The sequence below is a fragment of the Psychroserpens sp. genome (genome assembly GCF_045105015.1).
Taxonomy (GTDB): Bacteria; Bacteroidota; Bacteroidia; order Flavobacteriales; family Flavobacteriaceae; genus Psychroserpens.
Genome location: NZ_JBGCCX010000033.1, coordinates 25,724 through 52,345, shown reverse-complemented (window position 1 = coordinate 52,345; position 26,622 = coordinate 25,724). Strand labels below are relative to the sequence as shown.

General features: G+C 30.9%; 28 protein-coding genes. 22 read left to right on the top strand and 6 right to left on the bottom strand.

The genetic code is table 11. From position 1 onward, the window contains the following. Together AB8B90_RS02795 and AB8B90_RS02790 are read right to left on the bottom strand one after the other, a co-directional pair. On the bottom strand, positions 1-299 hold a 299-nt coding region (locus tag AB8B90_RS02795), incomplete at its 3' end, for a GNAT family N-acetyltransferase (RefSeq protein WP_405333426.1). A gap of 5 nt (positions 300-304) precedes the next feature. Beyond that, positions 305-940 (bottom strand): alpha/beta hydrolase, encoded by a 636-nt coding sequence (locus AB8B90_RS02790; protein ID WP_405333425.1) that lies wholly within the window; start codon positions 938-940, stop codon positions 305-307. 40 nt (positions 941-980) lie between these two features. On the opposite strand from AB8B90_RS02790, the gene AB8B90_RS02785 reads away from it, so the two are divergent. The 12 genes from AB8B90_RS02785 to AB8B90_RS02730 all read left to right on the top strand — a co-directional run bounded on the left by AB8B90_RS02785 (position 981) and on the right by AB8B90_RS02730 (position 11,977). Beyond that, complete coding sequence (locus tag AB8B90_RS02785; RefSeq protein ID WP_405333423.1) at positions 981-1,406, top strand: PaaI family thioesterase; 426 nt, start codon at positions 981-983, stop codon at positions 1,404-1,406. 2 nt (positions 1,407-1,408) lie between these two features. Next, a complete protein-coding gene (locus AB8B90_RS02780; protein WP_405333421.1) occupies positions 1,409-2,524 on the top strand; it encodes a chorismate-binding protein in 1,116 nt (371 codons plus the stop codon). A 28-nt stretch (positions 2,525-2,552) separates the two neighbouring features. After that, complete coding sequence (gene menD, locus AB8B90_RS02775) at positions 2,553-4,313, top strand: 2-succinyl-5-enolpyruvyl-6-hydroxy-3-cyclohexene-1-carboxylic-acid synthase (protein WP_405333419.1); 1,761 nt, start codon at positions 2,553-2,555, stop codon at positions 4,311-4,313. 90 nt (positions 4,314-4,403) lie between these two features. Beyond that, complete coding sequence (locus AB8B90_RS02770) at positions 4,404-4,742, top strand: DUF2853 family protein (RefSeq protein WP_405333417.1); 339 nt, start codon at positions 4,404-4,406, stop codon at positions 4,740-4,742. Between the two features lie 92 nt (positions 4,743-4,834). After that, positions 4,835-5,665 carry a S1 RNA-binding domain-containing protein gene (locus AB8B90_RS02765; RefSeq protein ID WP_405333415.1) on the top strand — a complete coding sequence of 277 codons (831 nt, stop codon included), beginning with the start codon at positions 4,835-4,837 and terminating at the stop codon, positions 5,663-5,665. Between the two features lie 42 nt (positions 5,666-5,707). Continuing rightward, a complete protein-coding gene (locus tag AB8B90_RS02760) occupies positions 5,708-6,547 on the top strand; it encodes a 1,4-dihydroxy-2-naphthoyl-CoA synthase (protein ID WP_405333413.1) in 840 nt (279 codons plus the stop codon). A 15-nt stretch (positions 6,548-6,562) separates the two neighbouring features. Next, on the top strand, positions 6,563-7,468 hold the full coding sequence (menA, locus tag AB8B90_RS02755) for a 1,4-dihydroxy-2-naphthoate octaprenyltransferase (RefSeq protein WP_405333411.1): 906 nt from the start codon (positions 6,563-6,565) through the stop codon (positions 7,466-7,468). Between the two features lie 193 nt (positions 7,469-7,661). Continuing rightward, positions 7,662-8,339, top strand: a complete 678-nt coding sequence (locus AB8B90_RS02750) for a metal-dependent hydrolase (RefSeq protein WP_405333410.1) — start codon at positions 7,662-7,664, stop codon at positions 8,337-8,339. 24 nt (positions 8,340-8,363) lie between these two features. After that, the gene (locus AB8B90_RS02745) at positions 8,364-9,239 is read left to right on the top strand and encodes an AraC family transcriptional regulator (RefSeq protein ID WP_405333408.1); all 876 of its coding nucleotides are present in this window, start codon (positions 8,364-8,366) and stop codon (positions 9,237-9,239) included. A gap of 96 nt (positions 9,240-9,335) precedes the next feature. Continuing rightward, positions 9,336-9,863, top strand: a complete 528-nt coding sequence (locus AB8B90_RS02740; protein WP_405333406.1) for a cytochrome b — start codon at positions 9,336-9,338, stop codon at positions 9,861-9,863. Positions 9,864-9,874: 11 nt separating this feature from the next. Next, positions 9,875-10,504: an O-methyltransferase gene (locus AB8B90_RS02735; RefSeq protein ID WP_405333404.1), complete on the top strand. Its 630-nt coding sequence runs from the start codon at positions 9,875-9,877 to the stop codon at positions 10,502-10,504. Positions 10,505-10,522: 18 nt separating this feature from the next. Further along, on the top strand, positions 10,523-11,977 hold the full coding sequence (locus tag AB8B90_RS02730) for a hypothetical protein (RefSeq protein ID WP_405333403.1): 1,455 nt from the start codon (positions 10,523-10,525) through the stop codon (positions 11,975-11,977). A 101-nt stretch (positions 11,978-12,078) separates the two neighbouring features. Here the strand turns inward: AB8B90_RS02730 and AB8B90_RS02725 are convergent, their stop codons facing one another. Continuing rightward, complete coding sequence (locus AB8B90_RS02725; protein WP_405333401.1) at positions 12,079-12,969, bottom strand: sterol desaturase family protein; 891 nt, start codon at positions 12,967-12,969, stop codon at positions 12,079-12,081. A gap of 71 nt (positions 12,970-13,040) precedes the next feature. Between AB8B90_RS02725 and AB8B90_RS02720 the strand changes: the two genes are divergently transcribed. From AB8B90_RS02720 to AB8B90_RS02710, 3 genes are read left to right on the top strand one after another with little or no spacing between them, the layout of a single operon-like run. Beyond that, on the top strand, positions 13,041-13,730 hold the full coding sequence (locus AB8B90_RS02720; RefSeq protein ID WP_405333399.1) for a DUF2490 domain-containing protein: 690 nt from the start codon (positions 13,041-13,043) through the stop codon (positions 13,728-13,730). A 14-nt stretch (positions 13,731-13,744) separates the two neighbouring features. Further along, positions 13,745-14,785 carry an o-succinylbenzoate synthase gene (locus tag AB8B90_RS02715; RefSeq protein ID WP_405333397.1) on the top strand — a complete coding sequence of 347 codons (1,041 nt, stop codon included), beginning with the start codon at positions 13,745-13,747 and terminating at the stop codon, positions 14,783-14,785. A gap of 17 nt (positions 14,786-14,802) precedes the next feature. After that, on the top strand, positions 14,803-15,969 hold the full coding sequence (locus AB8B90_RS02710) for a type II CAAX prenyl endopeptidase Rce1 family protein (RefSeq protein WP_405333395.1): 1,167 nt from the start codon (positions 14,803-14,805) through the stop codon (positions 15,967-15,969). A 91-nt stretch (positions 15,970-16,060) separates the two neighbouring features. Here AB8B90_RS02710 and AB8B90_RS02705 read toward each other — a convergent pair whose 3' ends face one another. Together AB8B90_RS02705 and AB8B90_RS02700 are read right to left on the bottom strand one after the other, a co-directional pair. Beyond that, positions 16,061-17,995 (bottom strand): hypothetical protein, encoded by a 1,935-nt coding sequence (locus AB8B90_RS02705; protein WP_405333393.1) that lies wholly within the window; start codon positions 17,993-17,995, stop codon positions 16,061-16,063. Continuing rightward, positions 17,995-19,878, bottom strand: coding sequence for a DUF3857 domain-containing protein (locus AB8B90_RS02700; RefSeq protein ID WP_405333391.1), 1,884 nt, complete (start codon positions 19,876-19,878; stop codon positions 17,995-17,997). The genes AB8B90_RS02705 and AB8B90_RS02700 overlap by 1 nt, the downstream gene beginning before the upstream one ends. Before the next feature lie 92 nt (positions 19,879-19,970). Between AB8B90_RS02700 and AB8B90_RS02695 the strand changes: the two genes are divergently transcribed. Together AB8B90_RS02695 and AB8B90_RS02690 are read left to right on the top strand one after the other, a co-directional pair. Next, positions 19,971-21,047: an AMP-binding protein gene (locus tag AB8B90_RS02695; RefSeq protein ID WP_405333389.1), complete on the top strand. Its 1,077-nt coding sequence runs from the start codon at positions 19,971-19,973 to the stop codon at positions 21,045-21,047. Between the two features lie 78 nt (positions 21,048-21,125). Continuing rightward, positions 21,126-21,728, top strand: coding sequence for a hypothetical protein (locus tag AB8B90_RS02690; protein WP_405333387.1), 603 nt, complete (start codon positions 21,126-21,128; stop codon positions 21,726-21,728). Position 21,729: 1 nt separating this feature from the next. Here the strand turns inward: AB8B90_RS02690 and AB8B90_RS02685 are convergent, their stop codons facing one another. Beyond that, positions 21,730-23,358, bottom strand: a complete 1,629-nt coding sequence (locus AB8B90_RS02685) for an acyl-CoA carboxylase subunit beta (protein WP_405333385.1) — start codon at positions 23,356-23,358, stop codon at positions 21,730-21,732. Positions 23,359-23,510: 152 nt separating this feature from the next. Between AB8B90_RS02685 and AB8B90_RS02680 the strand changes: the two genes are divergently transcribed. From AB8B90_RS02680 to AB8B90_RS02660, 5 genes are all read left to right on the top strand, one after another. Beyond that, positions 23,511-23,870 (top strand): DoxX family protein, encoded by a 360-nt coding sequence (locus AB8B90_RS02680; protein WP_405333383.1) that lies wholly within the window; start codon positions 23,511-23,513, stop codon positions 23,868-23,870. Positions 23,871-23,872: 2 nt separating this feature from the next. Continuing rightward, positions 23,873-24,403, top strand: coding sequence for an NADPH-dependent FMN reductase (locus AB8B90_RS02675; RefSeq protein WP_405333381.1), 531 nt, complete (start codon positions 23,873-23,875; stop codon positions 24,401-24,403). Positions 24,404-24,412: 9 nt separating this feature from the next. Further along, the gene (locus tag AB8B90_RS02670; protein ID WP_405333379.1) at positions 24,413-24,850 is read left to right on the top strand and encodes a MarR family winged helix-turn-helix transcriptional regulator; all 438 of its coding nucleotides are present in this window, start codon (positions 24,413-24,415) and stop codon (positions 24,848-24,850) included. Positions 24,851-24,911: 61 nt separating this feature from the next. Beyond that, positions 24,912-25,811 (top strand): pirin family protein, encoded by a 900-nt coding sequence (locus AB8B90_RS02665; RefSeq protein WP_405333377.1) that lies wholly within the window; start codon positions 24,912-24,914, stop codon positions 25,809-25,811. A gap of 18 nt (positions 25,812-25,829) precedes the next feature. After that, the gene (locus tag AB8B90_RS02660; protein ID WP_405333375.1) at positions 25,830-26,546 is read left to right on the top strand and encodes a pirin family protein; all 717 of its coding nucleotides are present in this window, start codon (positions 25,830-25,832) and stop codon (positions 26,544-26,546) included. The last annotated feature ends 76 nt before the right edge of the window (positions 26,547-26,622 follow it).

Genomic DNA, 26,622 nt, shown 5'->3' with positions numbered 1-26,622 from the left:
CCAATCCATGTCCAACCAATATGAAGAACTTTGTTCTTCCAATTGATTAATCCAAATCGAGTACTTCCAGCATACTGTAGGTGTTTCTTGTCATAAATGATAAAAGGTATGATGGTTTTATTTTGTAAGCCATTTAAGGCAATTTCTACATAATGCTTTAACTTGCTGGGAGTTGAGATATCACTTGGAGAGTAATAAATTAAATTCTCTTCTTGAGCAATGTTATTTAGAACATGATAATTATCTAAAGTTAAAGGTGAGAGTTTAACACGTTCGTTTTCTAAAGTTGGTATTGTCATTTTAATTATACTAGGCTATTAATTAAGTCTACATTAACTACATGTTTACCTTCAAACGGAAGAATAGTCAAATTATTTCCAAATAGTAATTTTGCTCGCTCAGTTTCATAAGCAATGCGTTTTTCATTTAAATACTCATCTTGAGTTCCATAAATTAATGTCACTTTACTAGATAAATAATCAAATTCTTTAGATATTAATTCTTTTGGAATTCCTCCAGAATGCAATACAAGATGATGACACTTCAATTTCCGTTTAGCCAGATATCGCATGGCTACGCTAACTCCTTGTGAATAACCAAAAATTATTAATTTTTTATCTTTTGAAATCTTTTCATTTTCAAATATAGCATCAAAATAGGTCATGATATTTTCAGTTTCTACTAATGTATTTTCTTTAGTTAGCCAACTAGCTCCCACATGTTTAAACTTAGTACCTTGATAATATTTACTTTGTGCTTGAGGAGCGATTATATAATTATCTGCTGGATTTAATTCTTTAAAATAATTGATAAAATAACGACTCAAATAGCCCATACCATGACATACAAACCATACATGTTTTGTTTTATTAGTAAGCGTATTTAGTGTCGAATAACTATTGTTAATGGTATAAGAAATTTCGGTTTCAGTAGATTTCATTTCGTATTTTTGTTATCGACTTTAAAAATACAGTAATTCTATGCAATTATCTAAAGAAGACATACTAGCGCAAGCTAATAAAGTAAGTAAAGGAACTTTGATGGAAACCTTATCTATTGAAATGGTAGATTATGGTGATGATTTTTTAGTAGCAAGAATGCCAGTAACTTCAAAAGTTCATCAACCAGATGGTGTTTTACATGGAGGTGCAACTGCAGCACTTGCTGAAAGTGTTGGGAGTTTTGCTGCTCATATGTTTATTGATACTGAACAGTTTTTTGTTAGAGGCTTAGAAATCACAGCAAATCATTTAAAAAGTGTATCTGATGGTTTTGTTTATGCCGAAGCAAAATTTTTACATAAAGGAAGAACTACACAGTTATTAGATATTAGAATTACAGATGAACATAATAATTTAGTATCTATTTGCAAACTATCTACGATTTCGCTTCCTAAACAGAAATAATAATGCTTACAAAAGAATTCTTTTCTCATATTGAAAACCATTATGCAAAGGAGTTACCTTTTGTAGTCTACAATAAGCCCAATTCTATTGAAGTTAAGACTTTGCTTCAAGATTCTACAAAAATATATTCTACTGAAGATTTCAGTGCTAGCGGATTTGTTTTCTCACCTTTTGAAGATAAATTACAAACGATTTTATTACCAATAGAACATTCAGAATTATTAAGTTGTAATATTGAAATTTCTGTAGATAAAGAGTTTACTTATAACAAGATTAAATCAAATAGAGAAGGTAAGGAGGTTCATTTAAAATTAGTACAACAAGGAATTGATGCTATTCAAAACCAATTACTGCAAAAAGTTGTATTATCAAGATGCGAAACTGTTCCGATTTCAGATGCAAAACCAATTAAAATCTTTCAGAAATTAATTCGAAATTATCCTAGTGCTTTTGTGTATTGTTGGTATCATCCTAAAATAGGATTGTGGCTTGGTGCAACTCCTGAAACATTAATTAATATTGAAGGAAATCGCTTTAAAACTATGGCACTTGCTGGTACACAAACTTTTATGAATACTTTAGATGTAACTTGGGGAAATAAAGAACAGGAAGAACAACAATTGGTGACCGAATTTATCAAAGATAATTTAAGCTCTTCTGCGAGTAATATGAGTATTTCTGATGTAAAAACAGTAAGAGCTGGCAATCTTTTGCACTTGCAATCTAATATTAAAGGTGTTCTTAATTCAGCATTAAGAACTGTTTTAGAAAAATTACATCCAACTCCGGCTGTATGTGGATTACCAGTTGATGACGCTAAAACATTTATAAAAAAAAATGAATCATACAATCGTGAATATTATACAGGATTTTTAGGAGAATTAAATTTAAAGGAAACTAAATCAAGAAATACCAACAGACGAAATGTTGAAAATAATGCATATGGCTCTGTTAAAAAGTTAAGCCATTTATTTGTCAATCTGCGTTGCATGCAAATCAAAAATGAACGAGCATTCATTTATGTTGGAGGAGGTATTACAAAAGATTCTAATCCCGAACACGAATGGCAAGAAACAGTTTATAAAGCTGAAACTATGAAGCGTGTTTTAATATCATAAATCAGGTATTTTTCTTAAATTTGCGTTCATGATTCATTCTAAAATTCCTTTAGCACAAACTGTTATTCAGTTGTGTAAACTCAAACAGATAAAGCATATTGTTATTTCTCCGGGAAGTAGAAATGCACCACTTACTATCGGTTTTACAAATGATGATTATTTCAATTGCTATAGTATTGTAGATGAACGTTGTGCTGCTTTTTTTGCGTTAGGAATTGCACAACAAACAAAAAATATAGTTGCTGTTGTTTGTACTTCTGGTAGTGCTTTACTAAATTATTATCCAGCAATTTCTGAAGCATTTTATAGTGATATTCCTTTAGTTGTCCTATCTGCTGATCGTCCAAAACACTTAATAAATATTGGTGACGGACAAACCATTAATCAGAAAAATGTATTTCAAAATCACATTTTATATTCTGCTAATCTGAAATTGGATATTAAAGATGAAAGTAATGTTTCTCAAAAAGAAGAATTACCAATTTTTAAAAACCTTGAGAATAAATTAGAACGAATGTTAGGTTTGCAAAAAGGCATTCAAACATTTAATGAAACAGAAATTAATAAAGCCTTAAATTTTGCAAAATTAAAAAAAGGTCCAACGCATATAAATATACCTTTTGATGAACCACTTTATGATACCACTGATGTATTGACTGTAACACCTAAGGTTGAATCAATAGAAAGCAAATCGTTTAAAATTAATGATGCCGAATTAAATGATTGTATAGACCAATGGTATGTTGCTAAACGTAAACTAATTCTTGTTGGTGTTTTAGAACCAAATGCAATTGAAAAACAATGGTTAGAAATATTAGCAGATGATGATAGTGTACTAGTGTTCACTGAGACAACTTCAAATTTACATCATCCAAATTTTTTTCCAAGTATCGATAAAATGATTGCTCCTTTATCTGAAGAAGTTTTTAAAAGTCTTAAACCTGAGATCGTAATTACTTTTGGAGGTATGATTGTTTCTAAAAAAATTAAAGCATTCTTAAGACAACACAAGCCAATGCATCATTGGCACATAGATGAGAAAAAAGCTTATGACACCTTCTTTAGTTTGACAAAGCATATTGAAACATCTCCAAATAATTTTTTTGCTGCATTTTTACCTAAAATCACTCACATTACAAAAAGCTCTTATCTTGAAGATTGGACTTCTGTAAAAAAACACAGAGAAAGAAAGCATTCGCAGTACTTAGATGCGATTTCTTTTTCAGATTTTAAATCATTTCATCATATTTTAAAAGCAATACCTAATAAGACTATACTTCAACTTGGTAATAGTTCTACTGTGAGGTATGCCCAATTATTTAATTTAAATTCAACTCTGAATGTGTTTTGCAATAGAGGCACAAGTGGTATTGATGGGAGTACTTCAACTGCAATCGGATGTGCTGTGGCTGCTAATAAGCAAACGACTTTTATTACTGGCGATTTGAGTTTCTTTTATGATAGTAATGCATTATGGAATAATTATATTCCGAATGATTTTAGAATTATTGTCATTAATAATCAAGGTGGTGGAATTTTCAGAATTTTACCAGGTCATAAAAACACTGATAATTTTGATTATTTTTTTGAAACCACACATCAATTAACGGCGTTTCAACTTTGTGATATGTATAATTTTGAATATTTCAAAGCTTCAAATGAAGCTGATGTAATAGAAACTCTAACAGACTTCTTTACGATCTCAAATTCTCCAAAACTTCTAGAGGTATTTACGCCAAGAACTGAAAACGACAGTGTTCTTCTAGATTATTTCGACTTTATTAAATAAATGTTATTTGTGACCTCTTCATTTATTTTGTGTCTTATAATTGACTATATTTAGATAGTATTACTATAACATTAAAAAATCATATTTCAGATGAGTAAAAGAGACGAATTAATTGTAAAGTATGCTGCAGATTTAAAAGATAAATGTGGCGTGAATCCTGATATGGATTTATTAACTAAAGTTACTATAGGTTGTGGACCATCAATTTATAATGCAGATGCAGCAACAGTTTCAGGATCTGATGATTCAGAATTAGAAACAGTAAAAAATAACTTTTTAATCAAAAAATTAGGATTAAAAGACAGTTCAGATTTAGATAAAGGCATTGATTCTGTAATGGAAACTTACGGAAAGTCAAACAGAAATAAATACAGAGCTGTAGTTTATTATTTATTGACCAAACACTTTAAAAAAGAGTCTGTATATTAATACAAACTTTTAAAGCTTAAAAAGCGTTATGATTCTTATAGAATTATAACGCTTTTTTTAATTCTAACACGTAATATCTGTATCTTTGCGCCATGATAAAAATAGGAGAATACAACACCTTAGATATTATTAGAGAAAGTGAACAAGGTTTATATCTTGCAGATGCTGACGGAAATGAAGTGTTACTGCCAAATAGATATATCCCTGAATCTTTTAAAATTTGGGAATCAATAGAGGTTTTTGTCTATTTAGATAATGAAGAAAGACCAGTAGCAGTTACTGACGAGCCATTCGTCACTGTTGATAATTTTGCTGTTTTGCGATGTAATCAAGTGACTCAGCATGGTGCTTTTCTAGATTGGGGAATGGTGAAAGAACTATTTTGCCCATTTAAAGAACAAGCTTTTAAAATGAAAGCTGGTGGCTGGTATTTAATATTTTGTTATTTAGATAAAGAATCTGGTAGGTTAGTAGCTTCGAGTAAAACCAATAGTTTCTTAGATAATAAAAACTTAACGGTTCAGCAATTTGATGAAGTAGATTTAATTGTCTCTCATCCATCAGAATTAGGAATGAATGTGATTGTAAATGATTTGCATCAAGGATTGATTTTTAAAGATGATATTTATAAAGAATTAAGTATTGGTGATAGATTAAAGGGTATTGTGAAGAAAGTCCGTCCTGATAACAAACTCGACATTACTTTAGGTCAAATTGGCTATAGAAATATAGAACCTAATGCAGAGAAAATTCTTCACACGCTTGAAGATACTGAAGGATTTTTACCTCTCACTGATAAATCTAGTCCTGAAGAAATCAAAGATGAATTAGAAATGAGTAAAAAGAGCTTTAAAAAAGCAATTGGCTCGTTATATAAACAACGATTAATCACCATTGAAACAGATGGTATTCGATTAGTTTAGAGATATTTAAAAACAGTATTTTTGTAATAAATTGATTTGAATATGAATACAGCAAAATGGTTGACTGCAAAAACCTATGAAGATATTACTTATAAAAAATGTAACGGTGTTGCCAGAATAGCATTTAATCGTCCAGATATAAGAAATGCGTTCAGACCGAAAACCACAAGTGAATTATATGATGCTTTTTACGATGCAAATGAAGATGTAGATATTGGAGTGGTATTGTTATCTGCTGAAGGACCTTCAACTAAAGATGGTATTTGGAGCTTTTGCTCTGGTGGAGATCAAAAAGCCAGAGGTCATCAAGGCTATGTAGGTGAAGACGGATATCATCGTTTAAACATTCTAGAGGTTCAGCGATTAATTCGATTTATGCCTAAAGCAGTTATTGCTGTAGTTCCAGGTTGGGCAGTAGGTGGTGGACATAGTCTTCATGTGGTTTGTGACCTAACATTAGCAAGTAAAGAACATGCTATTTTTAAACAAACTGATGCTGACGTGACTAGTTTTGATGGTGGTTATGGCTCAGCTTATTTGGCTAAAATGGTCGGACAGAAAAAAGCACGTGAAATCTTTTTCCTCGGAAGAAATTATTCAGCTCAAGAGGCTTATGAAATGGGTATGGTTAATGCAGTGATTTCACATGATGACCTAGAGGATACTGCCTATGAATGGGCACAAGAAATACTTGCCAAATCGCCAACATCTATTAAGATGCTTAAATTCGCTATGAATTTAACAGATGATGGTATGGTTGGGCAGCAAGTTTTTGCAGGCGAAGCGACACGTTTAGCTTATATGACAGATGAAGCCAAAGAAGGTCGTGATGCATTTTTAGAAAAACGTAAGCCTAATTTTGATAAAAAATGGATTCCATAAATAGCTGGCTATTGTATGTTTAAAAAAATTAAACCTTGGATTTCTGCATTTAGATTGCGAACCTTGCCTTTATCAGTTTCAGGAATTATTATTGGCGCCTGTTTAGCTGAACATAATGGTGCTTTTAATGCTTATATCTTTGTGATTGCAATTTTACTGACCATTAGTTTACAGATTCTTTCTAATCTTGCTAATGATTATGGAGATGGTGTAAAAGGAACTGACAACGAAAATAGAGTAGGTCCAGAACGAGCTATTCAAAGTGGTGCGATAAGTGAACAGGAAATGATGCTCGGTATCAAAAACAATATTTTAATTGTGGTTGGGTTAGCTGTCGCTTTAATTTATACTTCTTTTGGTGTAAGTCATTTATTGTTATCGCTTTTATTTTTCTTACTTGCAGGATTATCAATATATGCAGCAATTACTTATACTGTTGGTGAATCTGCTTATGGTTACAGAGGTTTAGGCGATCTGTTTGTGTTTGTATTTTTTGGATTGGTTAGTGTTGGAGGTAGCTATTTATTATTTGTCAAGGAAATTGATCACCACATATTTTTGCCTGCAATAGCACTTGGCTTGTTAAGTGTTGGTGTATTGAACCTTAATAACATGAGAGATATAGATTCAGATAAAATTGCTGATAAAATGACTCTAGCTGTTAAATTGGGTAAGTCTAATGCTAAGAAATATCATTTGTTTCTAATAGGTTCAGCGATTATTGTTTCAGCGATTTTCGGTTTACTTTACTTTTCTTCACTTAGTAATTTAATATTTTTTATCGCCTACATTCCTCTAGTTATTCACATGTCTAAAATTGCTAAAGCAAAAGAGCCAAACGATTATGACTCTCAATTAAAGGTTTTGGCGTTAACTACTTTTATGTTTTCAGTACTTTTAGGTATTGGTTATATTTTATAAAATTATTAACATAATTGTTTGGTTTTCAAATAATTAATTATTATATTTAGTATGAAATTTTGTAGGTCGGCATTGTTTGCTATTATGTTGACAATAAAATTTGGGGCTTTGAAACTCAGACAAATTATATTTAATCTGTCTGAGTTTTTTTGTATTTTAGATTGCTATTAATTCATTAAAAAATTCTCTTTGTATGCAAATTACATTTTACGGTCACGCAAGTTTAGGTATTAAAATAGGAGACATAAATATTTTAGTCGATCCATTTATATCTGGAAACCCGAAAGCATCAGATATTAATATAGAAGAACTTGAAGCAGATTTTATTCTAATAACACATGCACATCAAGATCATATTTTAGATGTTGAAGCGATTGCAAAACGAACAGGAGCTGTTATCGTTTCAAATTTTGAAATTGCAACACATTATGATAAGCTTGGCTTAGAGAACCATCCAATGAATCATGGTGGACAATGGGAGTTTGAATTTGGAACTGTAAAATATGTTAATGCTATTCATACATCTTCTTTTCCTGATGGCAGTTATGGTGGACAACCAGGTGGATTTGTGATTGAAGGTGAGCATAAAAACATTTACATTGCTGGAGATACTGCATTAACTATGGATATGAAATTAATTCCATTACATACCAAACTTGATTTAGCAATTTTACCAATAGGAGATAATTTCACTATGGGAATAGATGATGCACTTATCGCAAGTGATTTTGTAGAATGTGATAAAGTATTAGGATATCACTTTGATACATTCGGTTACATAGAAATTGATCATGAAACCGCAAAGCGAAAATTCTTTGATAAAGATAAAGACTTGATGTTGTTAGAAATTGGAGAAAGTATTGAGTTATAAATCTTACTATTACTTATAGTATAAATGAAAGATAAACTCAAAAACATTAAATTTCAAAATCAGCAAAATCAAAAATCGCAGTTTGATATACTTAAAATTGAAGAGTTATACCAACGAACAGGTTTAAATCATTCGATTGAGATACATCATAAAATTGAGTTTTATATTCTCATTTTTATTGAAAAGGGAAAAGGTAAACATGCTATAGATTTTACAGATTATGATTGTTCAAAAGGGACTGTGCTAACTATTCGAAAAGATCAAATCCATAAGTTTTTTAAAAGCAATACTATTAAAGGTTTTTTGCTTGTATTTACAAATGATTTTTTAGTTAGTTATCTTGAAAAAATGGAAGCTCAAAAAACGATGCTTTTATTTAATGAATTATTAAGTGTTCCAAAATTACAGTTGAATGATTCACATTATAAAAATGTAAGTCAAATCATAAACCGAATTGAAAATGAATATTTTTCCATAAATGATAATCATTCTTTAAGTGTTATTAGAAATGAATTACACATTTTAACAACTCAACTTTTAAGAATAAAAGCAAATAGCAAACAAATTAATTTTGAAAAAAAATATTTAAAAGAATTTTTAGAATTTCAGAATTTAGTAGAAAATCTTGTAACTAAAACTACTAAAGTTCAAGATTATGCTAATAAAATTGGTGTAAGTACTAAGACATTAAATACCATCACTAAAAGTATTGTTAATAAATCTGCAAAAGCTTTTATAGATGAAATATGTACTAAGCAAATTAAGCGGTTACTACTTAACACTAAATTATCTGTGAAAGAAATTGCTTATAAATCTGGTTTTGAAGAAACTACAAATTTCTACAAGTATTTTAAGCGACAAGCTAATGTAACTCCTGAACAATTTAGATTAGAAAATTAATATTTTCTCATTTTTACAGTCTTTATTCTCTTTATTATAGTTTTATAACTTAGTTGCGACTATACTTTTGTACCATTATTAATTCTTGGCAATTAAATGGAACAACAAAAATATAGTAAACGAACAGTTTGGATTCATTGGGTATCTGCTTTATTAATCTTCGGATTAATATATACAGGTATTAATATGGAGCATTCTACTCATACAACTGAAAAATTTAAACTTTATAAGCTACATTTTACTTTGGGAATACTTGTATTTCTATTAACTCAATTAAGAGTAATTGCATTAATAACAGATAAGCGTCCAATAACTTTATACCCTAAAAAATCCCTGCATCAAAGATTTATAGCTTTTGTTCATTATGGCTTTTATGTAGTAATAATTTGGATGTGTATTTCGGGTATTTTGTCACTGTTTTTAGAAGGCATATATCCAGCTTTAATCAGTAGTGATTTTTCAGAACTACCTGAGATTAGCAAAGATGGTTTTCACCCAATTATGCTTTCACATCACATTGTAGCAAAGTTCGTTTTTCTTCTTTTAATTTTTCATGTTCTCGGATTTTTAATCCATTTAGTTAGAAAACAAGAAAACACATTAAAACGGATTTGGTTTAATTAAAAATTAAAATTATGAAAATAACAGAAATAAATAATGTTGAGTCTACATTAGACGTATTGCACAATGACGCAAAAAAAGACTTTATGCGTATTGGAAGAGGGATCATCAAATCTGTCTTTCGGCCAATGGAACCTAAAGATTTTGAACATGCATATCTTCCTATTTCTAAAGAACAAGGAAAAGATTTAAGACAAATAATTGTCGATAACGATTGTAAATCAATAGTTGAGTTTGGAACTTCTTTCGGGATTTCAACGATCTATCTAACTGATGCTGCACGTCAAACTAATGGAAAAGTAATAACTACAGAATTGTTAGAAAATAAAGCTAAGACAGCGATGCAAAATATTGAAGATGCTGGATTGACTAATTATGTAGATTTAAGAATAGGTGACGCCATGGAAACTTTGAGTAAACTTTCTGAATCAATCGATTTTCTATTTCTAGATGGCTGGAAAGATCTGTATCTACCACTTTTTAAGCTATTAGAGCCTCATTTTCATACAGGAACATTAATATACGCTGATAATATGGATATGTCTGGAACTCAAAATTATGCAGAGTACGTCCTAGGAAAAGAAAATACATATGAAACAAAATCCATTCATAATGGAAAAGCTTATTTAAGTAAATATTTATAACCATTAAAACTATACAAAATGAAAACCAAAAATGTAATCGGAATGCTAACTATGTTAATCGCTTTAGTGAGCTGTTCCAAAGAAAAAACAGTTTTTGAAGTCACAACTTTCAAAACGAAACCTACTGTTAGCGCATCAGTTTTTAACAAATTAGATGCTGAAGTAGAAGACAATTTTACGCAAAATCAACCTGGTTTTATTAAGCGACAGAGTGGTGTGAATGAGGAAGGCGACTATGTGGTTTTAGTGTATTGGGATAGTCATGAAAACGCAAAAGCTTCAATGAAGAAATTTATGTCTGATACCTCTGTAGCAGATTATGCAACAATGATTGACGGCTCAACAATGAGTATGTCTCGTTATTCTATCACTGATGATTTTAATGCTAATAATAGCGAATTTATAGAAGTCATGGTATTTAAAACTAAATCTGATATTGACATAAATACATTTAATAAAACTAATAAACGTGTTGAAAAAGGATTTACAGCAAAACAACTAGGATTTGAACAACGAATCACTGGAGTTAATGAAAATGGAGAACAAATCGTCGCTGTATATTGGGATACTAAAACCAATTCAAATGCAGCCTTACAACCGTTTATGGATGCAGAAATTTCTAAGAAATTTATGGGAATGATGGATCAATCTTCAATAAAAATGGGACGTTACCAAACACTTAACTCAATAAAAAACAGTAATAAAATGGAATTATCAAACAAAGACAAAGTAGTCGCATTATTAAATAGTTTTAACACAGGAGATCAGACACCAATTTCTTATATCAACCCTAAAAAGTATATCCAACATAATTTAGATGTTGCAGATGGTTTGGCAGGTTTTGGAGAAGTAATGCATCATGCTCCAGAAGGTGGATTTAAAGCAAATGTAATAAGGGCATTTGAAGATGGAGATTATGTGTTTACACACACTGAGTATGATTTCTTTGGACCAAAAGCAGGATTTGATGTGTTTAGGTTTGAAGACGGACTAATCGTTGAACATTGGGATAACTTATTAGAAGTTCAGAAGCTAAACCCTAGTGGAAGAACTCAATTTGATGGTGCTACAGAAATCAATGATTTAGACAAAACTGAAGCTAACAAAACCGCAGTTACAGATTTCATTGAAAAAGTACTACTAGGTCATGAAATGGACAAATTAACTAGCTATATCAATCCTGAAAAATATATCCAGCATAATCCTGCAGTAGCTGACGGATTAGAAGGTTTTGGAGCAGCCATGAAATATTTTGCAGATAATGGATTGGTAATGGAATATACTAAACTTCATAAAGTACTTGGACAAGGAAACTTTGTACTGGCAATGAGTGAAGGCAAATTTGGAAAAGGAGACCATACAGCGTTCTATGATTTATTTAGATTAGAAAATGGCCTTATAGTTGAACATTGGGATGTTATTTCTACTATTCCTGCAAAAGAAGATTGGAAAAACACGAATGGTAAGTTCTAATTCAAAAAAAGATAGATTTAATGTTAGGTAATAGTTTAAAAAATTGAAAATAGCAATTTATCTATCTTAAACAGACTGCTCATTTGGGCAGTCTGTTTTTATTAGTTTTCCAACCATTCATTCCGCAAATCATCACTAATTTTACCAGTACCATCATGTGTCCAGCCTGGAGGTTTTATTAGATAAAGGAATCGATTCTTTAAAGATTTGCGTCCAGAAAAAGCATCTTTGAACATATAAAACCATTCAATAAATGCAATTTTAATTGGATTGTAAGTGTGGATGTTCTTAACTAATCCATAGACCACCTTTTCTTCTTTTAATTCTGGTTGAAAGGTTCCGAAGAATTTATCCCAAATAATTAATATACCAGCATGATTTCTGTCTAAGTATAAAGGATTACTTCCATGATGTACGCGATGATGTGATGGTGTGTTAAAAACAGCTTCAAACCAGCGTGGTAATTTTTCAATAGCTTCGGTATGAATCCAAAACTGATATAATAAACTAATTGACATTTGGAGCATAATCATTGCTGGATGAAATCCTAACAATGGCAACCATAGCCAAAAGATAAACGTATAAAATCCACCAGACCAGGTCTGACGTAATGCTGTACTTAAATTATAATGCTGAGACGAATGATGCACAACATGTGAAGCCCAAAATATGCGACATTCATGAGATATGCGATGAAACCAATAATAGGCAAAATCATCAGCAAAGAAAATCAGAACAAAACTCCACCATGTAATAGGAATTGTTAATAATCTGAAGTTTTCATATATATAAGCGAATACTATTAATACTAAAGCTTTACTAAAAAAGCCCAAGAATACATTTCCTAAGCCCATTGCTATCGAAGACAATGCATCTTTAGATTCGTATGTCTTGATACCTTGTCTAACAGTAACAAAGAATTCTAGAAGCATTGCTAGTATAAAAAAAGGAATGGCAAATAAAATGATATTTGGAAAATTAGGATCTTGCATTTATGACTTCAATTTATACGAAAGTACAAAATCCCCAAAAATCTCTATTTTTGCAAATAAAAAATCATAATATGAAATTTAAATTCTTATTGATTATTTCTATATTATTCATTTCAAATTCATTTGCTCAAGTTGAATCTGGTAAAACAGGAGCATGGTATATGTATTTCTTTAACCATCAATTTAAAGAGAGTCAATTCGGAATCCAAGGTGATATACAGTATCGAAATTGGAATTTAGGCGGAGATTTAGAGCAGCTTTTACTTCGAGCTGGTGTTACCTATACACCCAAAAATTCAAAAGTATTATTGACATTTGGTTATGGAAATATTACGTCTGGAGAATTTGGTCATGGTAATGCAACTTCGGGTGAGAGTAGAGTTTATCAAGAAGCTTTGATTCCTCAAAAATTAGGTAATAGACTTTATTTTACGCATCGCTTTAGGTATGAACAGCGCTTTGTTGAAAATCAAGATTTTAGAACTCGATATCGCTATAATTTATTTTTAAACATACCATTTAATAAATCTGCTTTAGAAAAAGATGCTTTTTATGCAGCTTTGTATAATGAGTTATTTGTTAACGGACAAAAAAATATTGGAGATGGAAGAGAAGTTGAATTCTTTGATCGTAACAGAACCTATATAGGAATTGGCTATGTTTTAAGGAAAGGAATGCGTTTTCAGTTAGGTTGGTTGAATCAGAAAACCGATGCAATTGGAAAAGCGCAATTACAACTTAGTTTTCATCATAAATTCTAAGTTAAATTCATTTAATGACAGCTACATTCAAACAATACATTCTTAACTTTAAGCAAGCTAGTGGCACTTCACGTGGAATTCTAAAAACAAAAGAGACTTGGTTTATTATTATAAAAGATGATGATAAAACTGGTATTGGTGAATGTGGTTTGTTTAGAGGTTTAAGTAGTGATGATAGACCTGATTATGAAGAAAAATTACAATGGGCCTGCAACAATATTCAGCTAGGTTTAGATGAACTTTTAGATAGATTAGTGGAATATCCCAGTATTCAATTTGGTTTAGAGCAAGCGTTTAAATCATTTGAAAGTACATCTCGTTTTGAATTATTTCCTTCAGAATTTACTAGAGAACAAAGTCCAATTCCGATAAATGGATTGATATGGATGGGTACTGAAGCTTTTATGAAAGCTCAAATTATAGAGAAGCTCAATTTAGGTTTTAATTGTATCAAAATGAAAATAGGTGCGATAGATTTCAAAACAGAATTAGCACTTATAAAATCGATTAGACAAGAATTTTCTTCAAGCGATATTGAATTGAGAGTCGATGCAAATGGTGCATTTTCTCCTTCCGAGGCATTAGAAAAATTAAAGCGCTTATCTGATTTCGAATTGCATTCCATAGAACAACCTATAAAACAAGGTCAATTTGAAGCTATGGCTGAGCTTTGTGAACATACACCTTTGGCTATTGCTTTAGATGAAGAATTAATAGGAGTGCATCATGTAACAAAGCAGCAGGAATTACTACAAATGATTAATCCGCAATACATTATTTTAAAGCCTAGCTTAGTAGGAGGATGGAGCGGAAGTCAACATTGGATTGATATTGCTGAGGATAATGAAATTGGATGGTGGATTACGAGTGCACTTGAAAGCAATGTCGGTTTAAATGCCATAGCGCAATGGACTTATACGCTTAAAAGTAAGCTACCACAAGGATTAGGAACAGGAAGTTTATTTACAAATAACTTTGAAAGTCCGTTACAAGTTAAAAATGGTACATTGCGCTACCGAACACATACAGATTGGAATTTAACCAATCTTAAATAATATTATAAAATAGAAATATGTTTATTAAACAAGCATTTAAAGTAGAACATGATTTTTGGAGATATCTAATTGGATCTGTAGTAATTCTTATAGCTGCTTTAATTGGACAAATGCCTCTTTTATTAGCTATAATAGTTAAAGGAATGCAAAATGGTGGCTCTGGACTTGACAGTATAACTGAGGAATCGATGTATACTATGTTGGATTCAAATTTATTTCTATTCCTCATGTTAGTCTCATTTTTAGTGGCATTTGTAGGGTTGTTTTTTGTAGCAAAATTTATCCATAAGCAAACGATGACTTCAATTGCAACGTCGAGGCCAAGACTTGATTGGAAACGTATTTGGTTTGCATTTGTTTTTTGGGGAGTGCTTTCATCAGGTATGGTTTTATTAGACTATTTTTATTTATCTCCAGAAAACTATGAATTCAATTTTGAATGGAAACGTTTCGCTATACTAGCTGTTATTGCAGTTTCATTAATCCCAATTCAAACTAGCTTAGAAGAATATTTATTTAGAGGTTACTTAATGCAAGGTTTTGGAACAGTAACAAAGGATAAGTATTTCCCATTTGCGTTTATATATTCAATACTATTCATTCCATTTTTTGTAGTATTAAATATTATTAATGATTTAAATCTTTTATCAAATTTATTTTTAGGCACAGCTGCTATACTTTTTGGAGTTTTAGTTTTTCAATTGTTGAAGAAATTTAGCTTTTTTGAATCTAAAACAAATGATAGCTTAAGGTCTGTTTGTAAAAGAAATTGGACACCTATTCTTATTACATCTATAATATTTGGAGGTCTTCATATTGCAAATCCTGAAGTAGGTAAACTAGGTTATTCAATAATGATTTTTTATATAGGAACAGGATTGTTTTGGGGAATTATGACAATTATGGATGAAGGAATGGAATTGGCTTTAGGTTTTCATGCTGCAAACAATTTATTCACAGCTTTATTAGTCACAACCGATTGGACGGTTTTTCAAACACATTCTATTTTAAAGGATATATCAGAGCCTGAATTGGGTATGAGTGATTTGATTGTTCCAGTTTTTATTATGTACCCTATATTACTATTTATTTTATCTAAAAAATACAAATGGACCAACTGGAAAGATAAACTCTTTGGAGCTATTGAAGAGTCTCCTAAAGAAGATTATAAGATTGTTGAATAACAAAAAGCGACTTAAATTAGTCGCTTTTTTGTTATTACTTTACTGTCATTTCGAGCGTAGCCGAGAAATCTCTGCTACATTAAAATTTGAATTATTCTGTCGTTTTAAATAACATGGCAGCTTTATTAAAATCGGAAGCTGCATTAATCACTTCTCTAAACTCTTCGTACTTGTTTAAGTCAAATTCATGAGTTTTATAGAACTCTTCTATTGTGATGATGATTTTATTGTTTTCACGCTTGTAATTAGATTCAAACTTTGCTGTTACTTTTCCGTTGCTCGCTACATAGCGTTTATCAATTATTAATGATTCTAGGCCTTCTACTGAATATCCTTCAGGAATATTTACAATGATTTCATAATTATAACGATTAGGATAAATCATCTCAATAGGATTGATACGTTCAGTTTCTTGATACAGTTCACTTTGAGTTCCGATAACTAATCCTATTTGAAAAATATAACTATCACCTGCATCTTCTAATAACATTTCAGAAGAGATTGTTGTTTTAACCTTGAATGGAAGGTTATATTCTAATAAATTCATATCATCATTAGAAGTTTCGTAGCTTAAAATCTCTTTATCTTCAATACCAGATCCTGTTAAATAATCTTTATATTCAATAAGTCCTTGTTCTGTTGAAAGATTTAAAACAGCTCTACTAGTTTCGCCCCAATGGCCATAATAATCCTGATCTTGCTCAATTTTTACACTTTCAAAATCATTATTAAAAGTGATATTCATATCTCTTCTAATTCGACTATAATCGGGATCTTCTTGTATTATTTTTGAAAAATAATGTTTGAAATCAGAATCGATAAACAGGCCATAATTTCCTAAAATATTAAAAGGAGCTTCACCAATTCTAGCTTCAAAACGATCTGGAGCAATGTATTTTCTTTCAGAAGGAATATAGATTAAGAAGTCACGAAGCATTCCTGGAACAAAAAATTCAGGATCAAATTTTGCTAAAAATCGATTTGCAGAAATAACGATTTCAAATTCGATATCTAAAGCTTTTAAATATTGACCATATACTTTTAAGATTCCATAATCACTAGCTGATCGATTCGTTAGAATATAATTTAAATCTGATAATTCTTGGTTGTTATTCTTTACGATGGTATAATTCGATTTGATAAAGATATCAATAAGAGCTGCTTTTTTAAATGTGGTTAAATCTGTTTTGCCTTCAACGATACTATTGACGTCTTCTTTTGCTTGACTAACAATAGTTTCAGGGAAAAACTGTCGACCAACATTATTAGATACATTAGTCCAAAACATATTTTGAGTAATATTTTGTCCTTCAGGAAAACACTGATAAACAACGGAAATATTATTTGCTTTAGGTGTTGCATATTCTTCTTCAACCATTGCAGGAATGTCCTTTATGGTTAATAGTTGTGCGTTATTATCATTAATTTTTATAGCTTCAAAAGTTTCATCCGTTCTGTAAGCCTTTACATTAGATTGAAGATCTCCAGTGATAAATAAAAATTGGGCTTCTTTTATCTTGTAATCAGTCTGTATGGTTTCCGAACCATAGATGTCATAAGCACGTTCTACTGTATAAAGCACTTCAATTTCTGAGTTCATCTCAGCACCTTCAATCGCAAAAATCTTAAAATCACCATATTCTTCAACATTACTAACGTCTTTAATATTCTCTTCGTTTAGCAGTACCACTTTTCCCTTCGGACTAATAGTTCTTGCTTTTACATTAACAAGTTGTTTTACATCATACATTGGTATGTAAACCGTATTATGTTGAGCTATACCTTGATCATCATTTACACGAACAATAGTATGTTTTGTCTCGTAAAGTCTTGGCTCTTGTGAGTTTTCTTCTGCATCAAATTCAACGATAACTTTTTCTAAAATAGCAACTGAAGATTCTTTCTTTTCTTCATTAGTTAGTTTGTGAAGTTTAGGCTTCTTTTTCCAATCGTATGTTGTGTAATACTGGGCGAATCCAGTTGTAGTTGTAAGTAATAAGGCTATAAATGCAATCTTCTTTATCATTATTTTTGTTCTAATATTATACTTTTTTTGTAGGCTTTTAATAAACGTTTTATAAAAAGATTCCAGTTCTCGAAATCATTTTTTTTCACACTTAAAGTTTTAACATATATAGATTTTGTTTGTGTGATGACATCACCTTTTGTCTCATAACTAATTTTGAATCCGTATTCATCGAGTTCATAAGACAATTCATCAGGAATATAACTCGCTTTGTAACCTTCAGGAATTTGAAAATTAGTGGTAAAGTGTTTTTCAAATTGATAATCTATTTTTTTACTATATTTTCTACCTTCAGTCTCAATATCACTTTTTGATAGCGTACGATCTATGTTTAAATTGATATAAATTTTATTACCAATATTTCTGATATAGCTATCAATATCTAAGTCGTATTCTAATATTAAGGGAGTACTCTTATTATCAAAATTGGTTTTAGTGATATTCGTGTAATTGGTTTTATTGTTCCCAAGCGCTAAGGTCGTATTGAGATATTCTTCGTCAGTCTTGCTGTCTTTTTTATATATATAATCTGAAATAAACTCTACTTTATCGTACCCTTTTAATTCACGCTTTTCAGATACTTTTACAGTACCATTTTCTATTCTCATGTTAGTTGAAATGTTTGAAACACTTTGATTGGCTTTTTGAATAGGTACTTTGATGATTTTAAAATTCTTATTATCAATTCCCATTAATGCTTCTTTAGTTTGAATGAAAGCACTAGGCATCCCAAAAGGGACATAACTATCGGTAGCATCTAAGAAAATAGTATCATTTTCAATAATGGCAGTTGTAATCATATGGTCATCTACAGAAGTTGTTGGTACTTTGTAGTAGGAGTAAGGTTTGTTTCTAGAACCAATCCAAGTTCTGTAAGCTTCAATGTCGACATGATTTAGCATTTCATACAATAAGTTCGACATGGCTTTACAATCACCATAACGAGTTTCACATGTAGATGCTGCTCCTGTAGGAATAAAACCACCATAACCGTCACCAAAAGCGATATAATTTATATTGTTTTGAACCCATTCAAAAATAGCTCTTGCTTTATCTTTTTTTGAATTTAATCCACTTGTAATCTCATCTGTTATTTGCTGTACTCTTTCTAAATCTTTAGTGTCTACTTGCTCAATTAAACTCACATACCAAGAATATAGATCAGATAAACCATTTAAGACATTCACTTTTTTGTCTGGTGTTTCGTAGCTTTTGATATACAAAAGCATATGTGGTAGGTAATACATTGCAGACTCACTATCGTCTTCACCTTCAAATCCTTCGGTATTGTATGCATTCCATGTATAAATATTACTAGTTTTAGTTTCTTCTTTTTTAAATTGAAGCTCAATAGCATCTGTATTGAATTCTACATAACCTATTTCTACATTTTTGGGAAATTCTACTGATAATTGAGCGCTTTTTGTTGGCACATGAATAGCAAAGTTAAAACCACCTAAAAAGCGTGGTTCCTTAATAATTCTCTTGTAACTTAAATTAGTTTCAGCATCTTTTGCAACAGCAGGGAAAATGAAGCTTTTAAACTCATCATCACTATAAAAAACCATATTATCAAACTCTCGTTTGGTTTCTATATAATCCACATCTATTTTTTTATCAGTAGATGGTATATAAGTATATGCTTCTATATCCATAATTTCTGAAAAACCACTGTAATGAATAGATTCGTTTGCGTAGTAAAGATTTTTCGAACTTATAAATTTTCCTTGTTCCGTTATGTTTTGGACAATATTAAATTTGTCATTATCAAGGTCAATTTTTATGTGTTCGTGTCGTTTAAGATAAATGTAATCTTCATCTGAAAAATCTTGTGACCAAGCTAAAAAAGGTACAAGTAAGAAAAAGAAAAAATATTTAGGCATTGTTTAGGCTTTTAGTTCAAATATAGACTATTTATAGTTAACTTAGTTGTGTTAAACTTAGTATATAATTACTTATCTAATATCATACCAAAATGACTCCGACATTTGATAAAATTCACTTAAAATTTAAGTTAAATGGGACTTCTTTTAATCATAATGAACTAAAAGAAGTTGCTTATAGCCTGGTGAAAGAAGGTGAGCCATTCGAAAAAACAGCAGGAAATTTTCTATTAGATTGGTTAGATAATAAAGATTATGTTCTAGTAAAAACTTCTGGGACTACAGGTTTACCTAAAACGATTAAACTTGAAAAAAAAGCCATGGTAAATTCTGCAATTATGACAGGTGATTATTTTGGAATAAAGCCTGGTGATAAAGCATTACATTGTTTGCCAAGCCGATATATTTCTGGTAAAATGATGTTAGTAAGAGCAATGATTCTAGGTTTAGAACTAGACATGATAGCTCCAAGGTTGCATCCAGGATACGATGATAGAAAACCATATGATTTTGCAGCAATGATTCCGTTACAGCTTAAAAACTCTATACATAGATTAGAAAATATTAAAACATTAATTGTTGGTGGTGCAAAAGTGTCACAACCATTGATTAATAAACTACACGATTTGAAGGTGAATGTATATGAAACCTTCGGAATGACTGAAACCATAAGTCATATTGCGGTTAAAAAACTAAATCATTGTCATTCCAATATTAGTGGTTTTGAAACGCTTCCAAACATCAGTATTTCTGTTAATGACAACAATTGTTTAGTTATTAAAGCTCCCAAATTGTGCAGTGATACCATCATTACTAAAGATGTTATTGATTTAATTGCTGAAAACCAATTCGAAATTATTGGTCGTTATGATAATATGATTAATACTGGAGGCGTCAAAGTATTTCCAGAGTTGATAGAATTAAAACTTCAAGGATTAATGGAATCTCGCTTTTTTGTGGCATCGGAAAGTGATAATGATTTTGGAGAAAAAATAATTCTAGTCGTTGAAAGTGAAGACACCAATTTAAATAAGGATATCTTTTCACAATTAGACAAGCATGAAATTCCAAAAGCGATTTATAATATTCCAAAATTCTTTATAACGGAAACAGGAAAACTTCAAAGAAAAAAAATATTAGATAGTATTTTGAGCTCAATTACTCATTGAAAGTCAGATTTCACTCATTACTTGTTTTTATCATAAATGTTTGGTTGTAGGTTTATTATGAATTTAAAACCAATACAAATGAAACATTTAGCTATTACATTATTAATTGTCTTGTTCACAAACGTTGTTGTGTCTCAAGATATTAAAATCGAAACTGAATCTGTAACCATTGATAACCTGATTTCTTTTATTGTTGATAACATTGGATCTAAAGAAGAAGATTCTGAAGTTGACACTTCGCACTTAACATTTCTCATCCAAACTTCAAAATCAGGTATAAGTACTGAGGACAAAGTAATTTTAAAACAAGCTTTTAAATTATTATCAAACAGACTTACTAATGAAGATGATATTTCTATTTTAACGTATTCAGGATTTAACGGAACAGCATTATCGAAAACATCACCAAAGGATCAAAAATCTATTGCTTATACATTAGAACACATAAAATCTTCTGTAAAAGAATTTCAAAAAAACGGTATTGAACATGCATATACTTTTGCAGAAACGCATTATGAAGAAGATGCAAACAATACAATTATAATGGTTCGAAATCCAAAAGCAATTCATAGAACTGAAGTTTCAGTAACAAGTCATGACACACTAAAAAAGAAAAATAACGTAGCCTTAATAACTGCTATAGCACTATTACCTGAGTTGATTTCTGTGATAAAGGACTAGTTTAGACCTGTAAAATTCCCATGTTAAATGGTTTTTCAATAGGAGCGTGGTTAGCAGCTTCAATTCCCATGCTAATCCACGTTCTGGTGTCTAAAGGATTAATAACACCATCAGTCCAAATACGAGCAGCAGCATAATATGGAGATACTTGGTTGTCGTATCTGTTTTTGATTTTATCAAATAACTCTTTTTCTTTTTCCTCAGTGATTTTCTCACCTTTTTTAAGAAGCGAAGCTTTTTCGATTTGTAATAATACTTTAGCTGCAGAATTCCCGCTCATCACAGCAAGTTCAGCACTTGGCCAAGCAGCAATTAATCTAGGATCATAAGCTTTTCCACACATGGCATAGTTTCCTGCACCATAACTATTACCAATAACAATCGTAAATTTTGGTACAACAGAATTACTTACAGCATTTACCATTTTCGCACCATCTTTAATAATTCCACCATGTTCAGATTTACTTCCAACCATAAAACCAGTAACATCTTGTAAAAACACCAATGGAATTTTCTTCTGATTACAATTTGCTATAAAACGAGTAGCTTTATCTGCACTGTCATTATAGATTACACCACCAAATTGCATTTCTCCTTTTTTAGTCTTCACTAATTTACGCTGGTTTGCAACAATTCCAACAGCCCAACCATCAATTCTGGCATAAGCTGTAATAATTGTTTGTCCGAAGCCTTCCTTATATTCATCAAACTCACTATTATCAACCAAGCGTTTGATAATTTCCTTCATATCATACTGATCGGCTCTAGACTTCGGAAGAATTCCGAATATATCATCAGGATTCTCTTTTGGTTTCTTAGCTGTAACTTTATTAAATCCAGCTTTATCATAATCACCAATCTTATCCATCAAACGTTGAATCGTTTCTAACGCGTCTTTATCATCTTTTGCTTTATAATCGGTAACTCCAGAAATTTCACAGTGTGTTGTTGCTCCTCCTAAAGTTTCATTATCGATGGTTTCACCAATAGCTGCTTTAACTAAATAGCTTCCAGCAAGGAATATACTCCCTGTTTTATCAACAATTAATGCCTCATCACTCATAATGGGTAGATAAGCACCTCCAGCAACACAACTTCCCATGACAGCAGCAATTTGAGTAATTCCCATACTACTCATTATGGCATTATTTCTAAAAATGCGTCCGAAATGTTCTTTATCAGGAAAAATCTCATCTTGCATTGGAAGATATACACCAGCAGAATCTACTAAATAAATAATTGGCAATTTGTTTTCAATAGCAATTTCCTGAGCACGCAAATTTTTCTTTCCAGTAATAGGAAACCAAGCTCCAGCTTTAACAGTCGCATCATTAGCAACAACAATACACTGCTTTCCTTTTACATAGCCCATTTTAATAACAACACCACCAGAAGGACATCCACCGTGCTCTTGATACATGTCTTCTCCTGCAAAAGCGCCAATCTCTATTGACGGTTTTTTGCTATCTAAAAGGTAATCTACACGTTCTCTAGCTGTCATCTTTCCCTTAGAATGATGCTTTTCAATACGTTTTTCGCCTCCACCAAGTTTGACTTTAGCTAAGCGCTTTTTTAAATCTGAAAGAAGTAATTTATTGTGATCTTCGTTTTTGTTGAAGTTGATATCCATAGTAGTAATTTAATTCTCTACGAATTTACAAAACCATTAACGGATTAGAAAGTGAATATTTTGTTAATTAATTAACACGGAATTAATTTCCTAGGAATATATTAATTTTTTATTGTATATTTGTACTTTAATATATTTAAAACATCAAAACAATGAAACGTAATAAAATTATATTTTATGTATCTACAGGATTACTAACATTATTAATGTTATTTTCTGTGAGTATGTATTTCTTTAATCACCAAGAGGTATCTGTCATGTTTAGCAATTTTGGCTATCCTACATATATTATTTATCCTTATGCCGTTGCTAAATTGCTTGGGTTAATAGCGATTTGGAATCCAAATTTTAAAACGATTAAAGAGTGGGCTTACGCTGGCTTCTTTTTTGCTTTTATTCTCGCTTTTTTTGCACATTATATGATTGGAGATGGAGAACAAACAGGAGCTTTAATCGCATTAATTCTTTTAATAACATCATATATATTTAACAAAAAAACTAACAAACAATAACAATGAAAAAAATAATAGCATTCGCAGGAAGTAACAGCAAGGATTCAATTAATTTGCAATTAGCTGTTTACGCATCATCATTAACAGAAAATACAAAAGTGACAGTTCTAGATCTTAATGATTTTGAATTACCGCTTTATGGAATAGATTATGAAATAGAGCATGGAATTCCTGATAATGCTCATAAATTTCTAGAGCACATTAAATCTTCAGATGGCATAGTTTTATCACTTGCAGAACACAATGGTGCTTATGCAACGGTCTTTAAAAATATTTTTGACTGGATGTCAAGAATAGATGGGAAATTGTGGAGTGAAAAACCAATGCTATTAATGGCAACTTCTCCAGGAGGAAGAGGAGGAGCAACAGCTCTAGAAATTGCTAAAGGTCGTTTTCCTTATATGGGAGGAAATATTGTAGCGGAATATTCTTTACCATCATTTGGAACTAATTTTCAAGATGGAAGAATTATAGATAATGAATTAAATAATCAATTGTTAGCTCAAGTAAAGCAATTGCAAAACAATTTATAAATCTATATTATGGGGGATTTAGCAAAAGATATCAATTCGAAATTTGAAAATAATAGAGTTAAGGCAATGCTTAATATTATTTATACTGCAAATTGGATAACAAGCTGTCAGAATGAATTTTTTAAAGATTATGGAATTTCTCCTCAGCAATACAATATATTAAGAATATTAAAAGGAGCGGAAGAGGCTTTAAAAGTTCAAACGATTAAAGATAGAATGCTAGAACGTTCGCCTAATGCTACGCGATTAATGGATAAGCTTTGCTCCAAAAATTTAATAGATCGTTTTCCATCAGAACACGATAGACGTGTAGTGAAGATTGCTATTACTGAAGAAGGACTTGATTTATTAGAATCCATACCGATGGATTTTAATAAAAACCTTTTAAAAAACTTAAATGAGAAAGAAGCAGAACAATTGAGTGATTTATTAGATAAAATGCGCTAAATTTTATAGTACATATTAACAAAAAAAAAGAGCTTTGCTTTTTTTTAACTAAATATTTTCCATGGAAAATATTACAATAACAAATAACATGAAACTAAATACCATAAAAAGAGCAGGACGAAGTCACTTTGTTGATATGGGACCAATTCGACTAAGACAACCATTCCCAACACAACATATCGAAATGATTGATCCTTTCGTCTTATTACACCACTATGGACCTTATGATATTTCAGAAACAAATAATCCTTTTGATTTAGGGCCACATCCACACAGAGGTTTTGAACCCATAACTTTTTTAGTACAAGGAGAACAGCTTCATAGAGATTCTCTTGGTAATGAAAGTATCGTAAAAGCTGGAGATGTGCAATGGACGACTGCAGGCAGAGGGATTATTCATGCTGAAGGTCCAACAAAAGCTTTAGTTAAAAAAGGAGGAACTATTGAAGGCATTCAATTATGGTTAAATCTGCCATCAGATAAAAAAATGATTGAAGCAAATTACCAACACGCAAAATATGAAAGTTTTAATGTTATAACTTCTGAAGATGGTAAAATCGAAACAAGGATTATTGCTGGTGAATTAGAAAGTCAATTTGGTAGAATTGCGACACAGACTTCAGTAAATGCTTTTATGGTTGATGCTAAGGCAGGAGGTGAACAGTTTATTTCGTATTCAAATGCTCATCAAGGATTGGTATATCTTCTTAATGGGAAAGTAACTATTAATGATGTTGAAGCTTTAGAACTAGATAAAAATCAGTTAATGGAGTTTAATCAAGATGGTGAAGGTTTTAAAATTAAGGCTGAAGCTGATAGTAAATTATTATTCCTTTCTGGTGAACCAATTGATGAGTCAGTAGCAACTTACGGACCTTATGTAATGAATTCGCAAACAGAATTGTTGGAGGCTATGAGAGATTACCAAATGGGTAAAATGGGATTTCTTCCAACGAATTAAATACAAAAAGTAACAATTATGAAAACAATAATTCACAAATCAAATACAAGAGGTTTTGCTAATCATGGATGGTTAAAATCATATCATACATTTAGCTTTGCTAGTTATCAAAATTCTGAGCGAATAAATTTCGGAGCATTACGTGTGTTAAATGACGATACAGTAAAACCTAAAATGGGCTTTGGAACACATCCACATCAAAACATGGAGATTATTTCAATACCATTAAAAGGGGCTTTATCTCATAAAGATAGTATGGGAAATAAACGTGCTATTGAAGTTGGAGAAGTTCAAGTAATGAGTGCTGGTACAGGTTTAACACATTCTGAATTTAACGATAGCAAGACAGATGAAGTTAATTTTTTACAGCTTTGGATTACTCCAGAAGAAATGAATGTAGAACCTAATTATGAGCAACGAAGTTTTCAGATACAAGAAAATAAAAATGAATTGCATACCATTGTAGCTCCTAAAGGTAAGTTAGAAGGCAATGCCTTACCAATTAATCAGCAAGCTTATATTTATAGAACAAAATTAAATTCAGAGAACGCTATAGATTTAAGTGTAAAATCTAAAAATAACGGTTTTTACATCTTTGTAATTAGTGGAGAAATTGAAGTTGTAAATACAATGTTAAGTACTAGAGACGCTATTGGTATTTCTGAAATTGATCATATAGAAATTAAAGCAAATCAGAATTCAGAATTGATAATCATTGAAGTTCCAATGTTATAATTTATTTATAATGCATAATAAAAAAGCATCTTATTGGGATGCTTTTTTTTGGTTTAAAATCACGATATTTGTTTTT

Coding starts and splice junctions, on each gene's coding strand:
- AB8B90_RS02790 (WP_405333425.1), bottom strand. CDS start 940: ATGAAATCTACTGAAACCGAAATTTCTTATACCATTAACAATAGTTAT.
- AB8B90_RS02785 (WP_405333423.1), top strand. CDS start 981: ATGCAATTATCTAAAGAAGACATACTAGCGCAAGCTAATAAAGTAAGT.
- AB8B90_RS02780 (WP_405333421.1), top strand. CDS start 1,409: ATGCTTACAAAAGAATTCTTTTCTCATATTGAAAACCATTATGCAAAG.
- menD (WP_405333419.1), top strand. CDS start 2,553: ATGATTCATTCTAAAATTCCTTTAGCACAAACTGTTATTCAGTTGTGT.
- AB8B90_RS02770 (WP_405333417.1), top strand. CDS start 4,404: ATGAGTAAAAGAGACGAATTAATTGTAAAGTATGCTGCAGATTTAAAA.
- AB8B90_RS02765 (WP_405333415.1), top strand. CDS start 4,835: ATGATAAAAATAGGAGAATACAACACCTTAGATATTATTAGAGAAAGT.
- AB8B90_RS02760 (WP_405333413.1), top strand. CDS start 5,708: ATGAATACAGCAAAATGGTTGACTGCAAAAACCTATGAAGATATTACT.
- menA (WP_405333411.1), top strand. CDS start 6,563: ATGTTTAAAAAAATTAAACCTTGGATTTCTGCATTTAGATTGCGAACC.
- AB8B90_RS02750 (WP_405333410.1), top strand. CDS start 7,662: ATGCAAATTACATTTTACGGTCACGCAAGTTTAGGTATTAAAATAGGA.
- AB8B90_RS02745 (WP_405333408.1), top strand. CDS start 8,364: ATGAAAGATAAACTCAAAAACATTAAATTTCAAAATCAGCAAAATCAA.
- AB8B90_RS02740 (WP_405333406.1), top strand. CDS start 9,336: ATGGAACAACAAAAATATAGTAAACGAACAGTTTGGATTCATTGGGTA.
- AB8B90_RS02735 (WP_405333404.1), top strand. CDS start 9,875: ATGAAAATAACAGAAATAAATAATGTTGAGTCTACATTAGACGTATTG.
- AB8B90_RS02730 (WP_405333403.1), top strand. CDS start 10,523: ATGAAAACCAAAAATGTAATCGGAATGCTAACTATGTTAATCGCTTTA.
- AB8B90_RS02725 (WP_405333401.1), bottom strand. CDS start 12,969: ATGCAAGATCCTAATTTTCCAAATATCATTTTATTTGCCATTCCTTTT.
- AB8B90_RS02720 (WP_405333399.1), top strand. CDS start 13,041: ATGAAATTTAAATTCTTATTGATTATTTCTATATTATTCATTTCAAAT.
- AB8B90_RS02715 (WP_405333397.1), top strand. CDS start 13,745: ATGACAGCTACATTCAAACAATACATTCTTAACTTTAAGCAAGCTAGT.
- AB8B90_RS02710 (WP_405333395.1), top strand. CDS start 14,803: ATGTTTATTAAACAAGCATTTAAAGTAGAACATGATTTTTGGAGATAT.
- AB8B90_RS02705 (WP_405333393.1), bottom strand. CDS start 17,995: ATGATAAAGAAGATTGCATTTATAGCCTTATTACTTACAACTACAACT.
- AB8B90_RS02700 (WP_405333391.1), bottom strand. CDS start 19,878: ATGCCTAAATATTTTTTCTTTTTCTTACTTGTACCTTTTTTAGCTTGG.
- AB8B90_RS02695 (WP_405333389.1), top strand. CDS start 19,971: ATGACTCCGACATTTGATAAAATTCACTTAAAATTTAAGTTAAATGGG.
- AB8B90_RS02690 (WP_405333387.1), top strand. CDS start 21,126: ATGAAACATTTAGCTATTACATTATTAATTGTCTTGTTCACAAACGTT.
- AB8B90_RS02685 (WP_405333385.1), bottom strand. CDS start 23,358: ATGGATATCAACTTCAACAAAAACGAAGATCACAATAAATTACTTCTT.
- AB8B90_RS02680 (WP_405333383.1), top strand. CDS start 23,511: ATGAAACGTAATAAAATTATATTTTATGTATCTACAGGATTACTAACA.
- AB8B90_RS02675 (WP_405333381.1), top strand. CDS start 23,873: ATGAAAAAAATAATAGCATTCGCAGGAAGTAACAGCAAGGATTCAATT.
- AB8B90_RS02670 (WP_405333379.1), top strand. CDS start 24,413: ATGGGGGATTTAGCAAAAGATATCAATTCGAAATTTGAAAATAATAGA.
- AB8B90_RS02665 (WP_405333377.1), top strand. CDS start 24,912: ATGGAAAATATTACAATAACAAATAACATGAAACTAAATACCATAAAA.
- AB8B90_RS02660 (WP_405333375.1), top strand. CDS start 25,830: ATGAAAACAATAATTCACAAATCAAATACAAGAGGTTTTGCTAATCAT.